General features: G+C 37.8%; 4 protein-coding genes and 1 pseudogene. All 5 read right to left on the bottom strand.

The genetic code is table 11. The features are described 5' to 3' along the window. Positions 1-19 precede the first annotated feature (19 nt). Positions 20-1,600, bottom strand: a complete 1,581-nt coding sequence (locus VB654_RS22775) for an HlyD family efflux transporter periplasmic adaptor subunit (RefSeq protein WP_323216100.1) — start codon at positions 1,598-1,600, stop codon at positions 20-22. A gap of 204 nt (positions 1,601-1,804) precedes the next feature. Next, the gene (locus VB654_RS22770) at positions 1,805-4,801 is read right to left on the bottom strand and encodes a peptidase domain-containing ABC transporter (protein WP_323216099.1); all 2,997 of its coding nucleotides are present in this window, start codon (positions 4,799-4,801) and stop codon (positions 1,805-1,807) included. Positions 4,802-4,855: 54 nt separating this feature from the next. Then, positions 4,856-5,608 (bottom strand): peptidylprolyl isomerase, encoded by a 753-nt coding sequence (locus VB654_RS22765; protein ID WP_323216117.1) that lies wholly within the window; start codon positions 5,606-5,608, stop codon positions 4,856-4,858. 194 nt (positions 5,609-5,802) lie between these two features. Beyond that, complete coding sequence (locus VB654_RS22760; RefSeq protein WP_323216098.1) at positions 5,803-6,036, bottom strand: type II toxin-antitoxin system YhaV family toxin; 234 nt, start codon at positions 6,034-6,036, stop codon at positions 5,803-5,805. Between the two features lie 290 nt (positions 6,037-6,326). Continuing rightward, positions 6,327-6,909, bottom strand: a pseudogene (locus tag VB654_RS22755) (hypothetical protein); the annotation flags it as partial.

The raw sequence follows: 6,909 nt of genomic DNA, 5'->3' as shown, positions 1-6,909 counted from the left end.
ATCCTCTAACAGCAAACTGTTAACGTACCTCTTTCAAGCTATCAACTTGTTTAGTAAACATTTCCGTAAATAGACTCATAACTGTACGTTCTTCACGGACTTTAATGTTAGCCACAATAGACATTCCTGATTGTAAGGAAATATTTCTTCCCTGAACATCTAAATGTTGTTTATCCAAACTAATAGTTGCGGGAAACCGATAAAATTTATATGTTTCATCTGGTGGTAACGCATCTGAACCTATGCTAATTACTTGACCTTTAATATCTCCAAACTGGCTGAAAGGAAAAGAATCAATTCTCACATCAACCTGCATTCCTGCCCGGACAAAACCAATGTCTTTATTTGTAATAAAAACCTCAGCAATATATTTATCTTCAGGAACAATTTGCAGGATTTCTTGACTAGCATTAGCTACAAAACCAGGGTTTTTAGCTTGTAAATCAAAAATTGTTCCGGCTACAGGGGCGCGAAGTTCTTGATATTCAAAATTTAACTGAGCTTGAGAAATTTTACTATTTAAATCTGCTAATGTTTGTTGATTACTTAGGACAATCCTCATGAATTGGCTATCAATTTCGGCAATACGTTTTTTGTTATCAGCTATTTTTTCTAAAACATTTTTGCTAGAAGCAGCTACAGTATTTTGGAGTTCTTGCTGTCCCTGTTCAATTGCCAACTGTAAACGTTTCATTTCCTCTTCTAATTGGGCTATTTCGGCTGTGAGTGTCTGTACCTGTTGCTGTTGATTGAGATATTGAAGCTGAGAAATACCACCTTCTTCTGCTAATATTGTCAGCTTATCTAGAATATTTTGTTGAATAGCTAAACTAGATTTAGTATCATTCTTTCGGAATAGTGTTTGAGCCAGTTGTTTTTTAGTTTTCTCCACTTCTAACTGTCCAGCAGCAGACCGAGAATCTAATTCTTTTTGAGCAAATTGTAGGCGTTTTTGTTCATCAACTCCTAAGCCTGTAACTGTATTTAAGTTGCTCAATTCAGCACGTAATAACTCATTTTCTTTAACTAAAGCTGTCCTACTTTTCAACAGAAATTCGGCATCTAGTGGTAATTTACCCCGTGAAAATTCCAATTCAGACGCTGTTGTATAACTATTTGCCATCAACTGACGATAAATTTGGTTTTCTTCGGCTAACGCCGCGCGAACCTTTTTTAAAGCATCTAATTCGGCAACAGTAGCAACAGTTTCAAAGGTAAGTAGTAAGTCTCCTGGGTTGACTTTTTCTCCATCTTTAACGTGAACAGATTTTACCACTCCACTCACAGGAGCTTGAACTTCTTTGACTGTTCCTTCAGGTTTGAGTTGACCTGTAGCTGGCACTACTTGCTCAATTTTAGCGAAATAAGCCCAAATAATTCCAAAACAAGCTAGTCCTATTAAAGTCATCATAATTGTGCGTGACCAAATTGGAGATTGGCGTAACACAACTGATTGGTCAAAATTAGTATAATTGGCATTTGCTAAAGGCTGATTAGCAGTTTTAGCTGGAGATGTTAGTACCAGTGAATCTGCTTTAACACCGTTTTTTTGTTTACCGTTGCCATTATGACCGTTGCTATTTCCGTTAAGTAAAGTCATACAATTTTAGATTTTAGATTTTAGATTTTAGATAGACCCCATAGATAAATTTAGGGGCTAGAGAACTTGAGATTTCGGATTTTAGATTTTGGATTTTGGATTTGTCACATAGATAAATTTTTGGTAAAAAAATTATTAATAGAGCCGGAGTGAGAGCAATGAAGCAACAGGTTTTATACTCAGCACTCAGCACTCAGCACTCAATTAAACATTCACTTCTTGTTGCTGATAAAGATAAAAATAATGACCTTTAGCAGCCATTAATTCTTGATGGCTTCCTTGTTCTATCACTCTGCCATTATCCATCACAACAATCATATCTGCATGGCTGACAGTGGTGAGGCGATGGGTAATAAAGAAAACCGTATTCCCTTTAAAAGCCTGAGCTAAATTTAAACAAACTTGTCGTTCTGTGGGATAGTCTAGAGCGCTTGTGGCTTCGTCTAAAACTAATAACTTTGGTCGTTGTAAAATAGAACGAGCTATAGCTATTCTCTGTCTTTGTCCACCTGAGAGTCCTGCACCCCGTTCTCCAACCCGTGTATTATAACCGTTGGGTAAGGACATAATAAAGTCATGCGCCGCAGCAATGCGAGCAGCTTCAATAATTTCATCAGTGGTAGAATCAGGATTCGTTAAAGCTATATTTTCCTGAACAGTACCATCAAACAACAGTGTTTCTTGGGGAACTACACCCACCTGTCGCCGCAGTGAATAAAGTTCGACTTTGGAAATATCGTAATTATCAATTAAAATTCTGCCTGACTCCACTTCATAGAGTCTCAGCAGTAATTTCATTAACGTACTTTTACCTGAACCACTTTGTCCGACAATGCCAATAAATTTACCCGATGCTATTTCTAGATTAACGTTAGAAAGTTGCAAAGGTCCACTTGTGGCAAATCGAAAGGAAACATTTTCAAATTTTACGCTTCCTGAAATTGCAGGTAAAGGAATATTATCACGGTCTTCTTCACCTTCTTGTGGTGTATCGACAATATCGCTTAAACGTTCCAGAGATAATGCAGTTTCTTGGAAACTTTGCCAGAGTTGAGCTAAACGTAATATGGGGCTAGTAACGTAACCTGAGATAATCCTAAAAGCGATTAATTCACCTAGAGTTAATTCGCCTTGCAAGACTAAATAAGACCCTAACCACAAAACTAACAATGCACTGAGTTTATTCAGAAAACTACTAGTTGAATTAGCCAGGGTGGAAGTAATTACAGTTTTAAAACCAGATGCTACATAGCGAGCATAACGCTCTTGCCAGGAAAAACGCGATTGTAATTCAATGTTTTGCGCTTTTACTGTTTGAATCCCCGACATTACTTCAACTAAGTAAGATTGAGTATGGGCGTTACGTTCTGCTTTGGTACGTAATTGTTTACTAATTGTGGGTGAAGCAATTAAGGTGAGAATAACAAATATAGGTATTGTGCCTAAACCAACTAAAGTTAACTGCCAGCTATAAAACAGCATAACGACAATATAAATTATCGAAAATATGGCATCTAATACGACTGTTAAGGCTGTACCAGTGAGAAATTGCCGAATATTTTCTAATTCGTTGATGCGAGTGGCTAGTTCACCTACAGGTCGGCGTTCAAAATAGCGTAGTGGTAGACGTAGTAAGTGGTCGATAATTTGTGACCCCAAACCCATATCAATGCGGTTGGTTGTATCCACAAATAAGTAAGTTCTTAATGTGGTCAGCAAGGCTTCAAATATCCCGACTACTAAGAGCAAAATGCCTAAAACATTGAGAGTGCTAATGCTGTTTTGAACTATAACTTTGTCGATAATTAACTGAATAACAAGGGGATTCGCTAACTGGGCTAACTGGACAAAGAACGAAGCAATAAAGACTTCTATGAGAACTCGCCGATGCTTTGATAAATAAGGAATAAACCATTGAATACCAAAGCGTTCTTGAGGTGTTTCTTTAGTAGCAGACAGTAATAAAACTTTTACTTGGGGAGGTAAATTGCTTTCATCAATATCTAGTTTGGCAACAAATTCAGCAGGTTTACAACGGATAATTCCTTGGGATGGTACACCTGCAACAATGGTATTAGCATCTGTTTCATATAAAACAGCATAACTATCACCATAATAAATTAGGGCTGGTGTAGGAATGCGCGTAATTGCCGCTACAGGTAATTCTACTAATTGGGATTTGAGTCCAATTAACTCGGCTATGTAAGCACAAGCGGGAAAGGATATATTACCTTGGCGTTTGATTTGTTCAGTTAAAATGCGCCGAATTACTTCCTTGCGAAAGGGGATTTTTAGGTGTTTCGAGAGCATTTGAAAACAGGCGAAGACAGTATTTATTTCGCCTTTACCGGTCACAAATGGGTAATTTTGATGTTTTTGTTTGCCTTTCTGTGGAGATGGCGCAGACTGGGGAATTTCTGCGTCTGATGCGTAGGGAATTTCTAGGTTATCTGTGATGATGGGTTGGGTAAGATTTAGAGGAGTCTCTATCTGATGAGTATCTAAAAATGATAAGTGGGCGGGAGATAAACCAATCAAACGCGCCCGATTTGTTCCTTTAACTTCTAGTTTGTTACCTAATTCTAGGCGGGAACCAGGAGAGAAATTTGTAACTGAACCACCACCACTGACAAACCAAATATTTTCCCTATCTAATTGATTAGCTGGAGTGATGCCGGGATTTAGATAATGTATTTTGGCGGTGGATAAGGCTTGTTCAGCAAGTTCTGCGAGATTATTAATTGCGTTGGCTTGCTTTTCTACTTGTGAACCCAGAATATCAAAAACTTCGATTAAATGACTGCGGTTTAAGCGTGTGTTGGCAAAGTCTGGGTAAGAAGTCAGCAGGCGTAAATATTCGGTTTTACTCAAGCTGAGACAGATAACTTCTGTGGATGCGATCGCGGTTTCACAGGCAATTTCACGTAATATACTAATCTCACCGATGATTGCGCCTGGTTGCAACAATTTTAAGGTTGTAGGTGTTTGCGTTTGGGGATGATATCCCAACAACCGGACTTTTCCTTCGTAAAGAATAGTAATTTGTTCGGGAAGTTTTTCTTGACCAATTATTTTTTGTCCTATACGGTAGCGCCAGGCTTGTAGTTGTTTGGAGAGATGAGTTATCTCTTCGGTAGGTAGTTGGTTAAATCCCTCTAGCTGGGCAATAAATTCTTGAAAGGAACTTGTAATGTAAGTCATGCCTTGATTAGTATGTCTAAAAGTGTATTTATAACTACATCTGAGAAGTTGGATTTATATTTTTACTGGGGTATTTTCTATCTGCTGGATTTGGCAATTTTGCGCTGTGATCTGTGCTTGTAACCAACTATTAAAACGCTCATTCAGCAAGCGTTGACGCAGGGAATTATCTAACTGTGTGAGTAATAACTTTTCTAGACGGACTATGACAATCCAGTTTTCTAATTGAATGGGTGCTAATAGTTGTTGTGGCTGGCTAGTGGCTAATATTTTGGCTAAAGCTGGATGAATAGTTTGCAGTTCTATGGGACCGATTAAACCATTGGTCTGTGCTTCTGGTCCTTGAGAATATTCCCGCGCCAATTCTGCAAAAGTTTGTTCTCCTGCTTCCAGACGAAAATAAATTTCTTGAGCAATCCCAATATCATTAGTTCTAATCAGAGAATAGACTACTCTATCTAATTGGGATTTGCGCTGTGAAAAATATGATTCTAAATCGTCTCCCCAGGTGAGATGCTTGAATTTTTCGATTTTAAATTGGCGGATGGCGATCGCATCTAACTGTTCTGCACTGATGTTATTTTGCTCCAGCCAACGCTGACGCACATCCTCAGAGGTGATTTGGTATTGTTGGGCTAAGTTTTCACAGGCGATTTTTTCTTCTTCTGGTGTACATGAAATTGGTGCGATCGCTTGATCAAGCACTACCTCTTTGATTAGCTGCGGCAGCATTTGGTATTTTTCCAGCAACAGTAATACTTCTGTGGCCATCAGCTGGCGATCGCCCACTTGTAAAACTGGTATCATGTTACTTTCATTTTGTGTTGCCACGACAATTTATTCTCTCAAGAAGATAATGGAAATATTTTGAGAACAGATTATGAATTGGTTAAAATTATCTGCTTGTATCTTAGCTCATTTTGTGCATTTTAATTCACAGCCTCAAATCATGCTCATTTGCTAGACTATACTATATGTGTGTAGTACAAACTTATTTATAATCATGATTTTTTTATAATTAGGGTTTGCTGTTCGCATAGCGTGCCGTTAGGCATAAAAGTTTTATCGTGGAGATAGGGCGAAGACAATGATTTTGCTCTCTTGGTGATATCGAAAAAACCGCCGATACTGTTGAAAAATTTAGCTCTAAACCAGTGTTTATAATCATCTCCAAGTGTAGCTCCTTGGCGATAATCACTACGTGTTTGATCTTGAGGAATAATATCAAATGCCAACTTTGCGATCGCACCAATTCTTGTAGAGCGAGTTTAATCAGTTCTTCTTGAGTAGTGAGATTGGTAAGTTGCAAGGCTTTCTTAAGAAGGGAGTCGTCAAGATTGAGGGTGATTTATATAAGGTAACTATTAGAAAATTGGTTTTAGTCTAGTGTCGCTAAATCATCTTTTCTCATTTTGTCTGCTGCACTACTATCTTCTGTTTTGGATAGAGATGTGTTTCCCCTGAAATTAACAGCAATACTAAATTTGGATGAACACAAATTTTCGATCTTCCAGCCAACAAAAAACTAAGGTTTCACCCCAGAGTGATGAAAGAGCGCTAATTGCTGATGCGGCTGTTCCAACATCGCAATATATCTGACAGGACGTGTAAGCTTTTTAACTTTCCCAAGCTTCTCTGCTGCTTCCAACCAAACACCTACCAGCTTTTTAGGAAGTTTGAACATTTCTGAAATCTCTTCTTTTGTACGTTCCGTACTGAGGGCTTTTTCTATATATGGCAGCATTATGAAGAAGGCATCATAATTTCCATCAGAGGAAGAAGTATTTGCATTACTCTGTTCTTCGCTAACACCTATTGCTTCTAATTCAGCATTTAGTTCATTGGAAGGTTTTTGCAATTTATCTTCAATAGAGACTGCATCATGAAGCTGAAGTTGTAATGTATTAGCAAAACTCGATTTCTCTCTCTCTTCATCAGATTTACTTGCAATTACATATAAAGATTTGAATATTTCATTGTATGTTTGCTTGCCAACACCTTCGATTTTCCCTAATTCTCTAAATCTTCTAATTGGCAAAGCGTAAATTATTTTTTTTCTAATGTCATATCTTATATTAACTTCTTTGTCCCACCCAGAACTTTCAATA

Origin of the sequence: Nodularia sp. UHCC 0506 (assembly GCF_034931045.1) — a bacterium.
Classification (GTDB): Bacteria; Cyanobacteriota; Cyanobacteriia; order Cyanobacteriales; family Nostocaceae; genus Nodularia.
The sequence above is the reverse complement of the archived record's forward strand: the minus strand, read 5'-3'. Positions and strand labels throughout refer to the sequence as shown.

Excerpts from the sequence above, each read along its gene's own strand:
- VB654_RS22775 (WP_323216100.1), bottom strand. The coding sequence starts at position 1,600 with ATGACTTTACTTAACGGAAATAGCAACGGTCATAATGGCAACGGTAAA.
- VB654_RS22770 (WP_323216099.1), bottom strand. The coding sequence starts at position 4,801 with ATGACTTACATTACAAGTTCCTTTCAAGAATTTATTGCCCAGCTAGAG.
- VB654_RS22765 (WP_323216117.1), bottom strand. The coding sequence starts at position 5,608 with ATGATACCAGTTTTACAAGTGGGCGATCGCCAGCTGATGGCCACAGAA.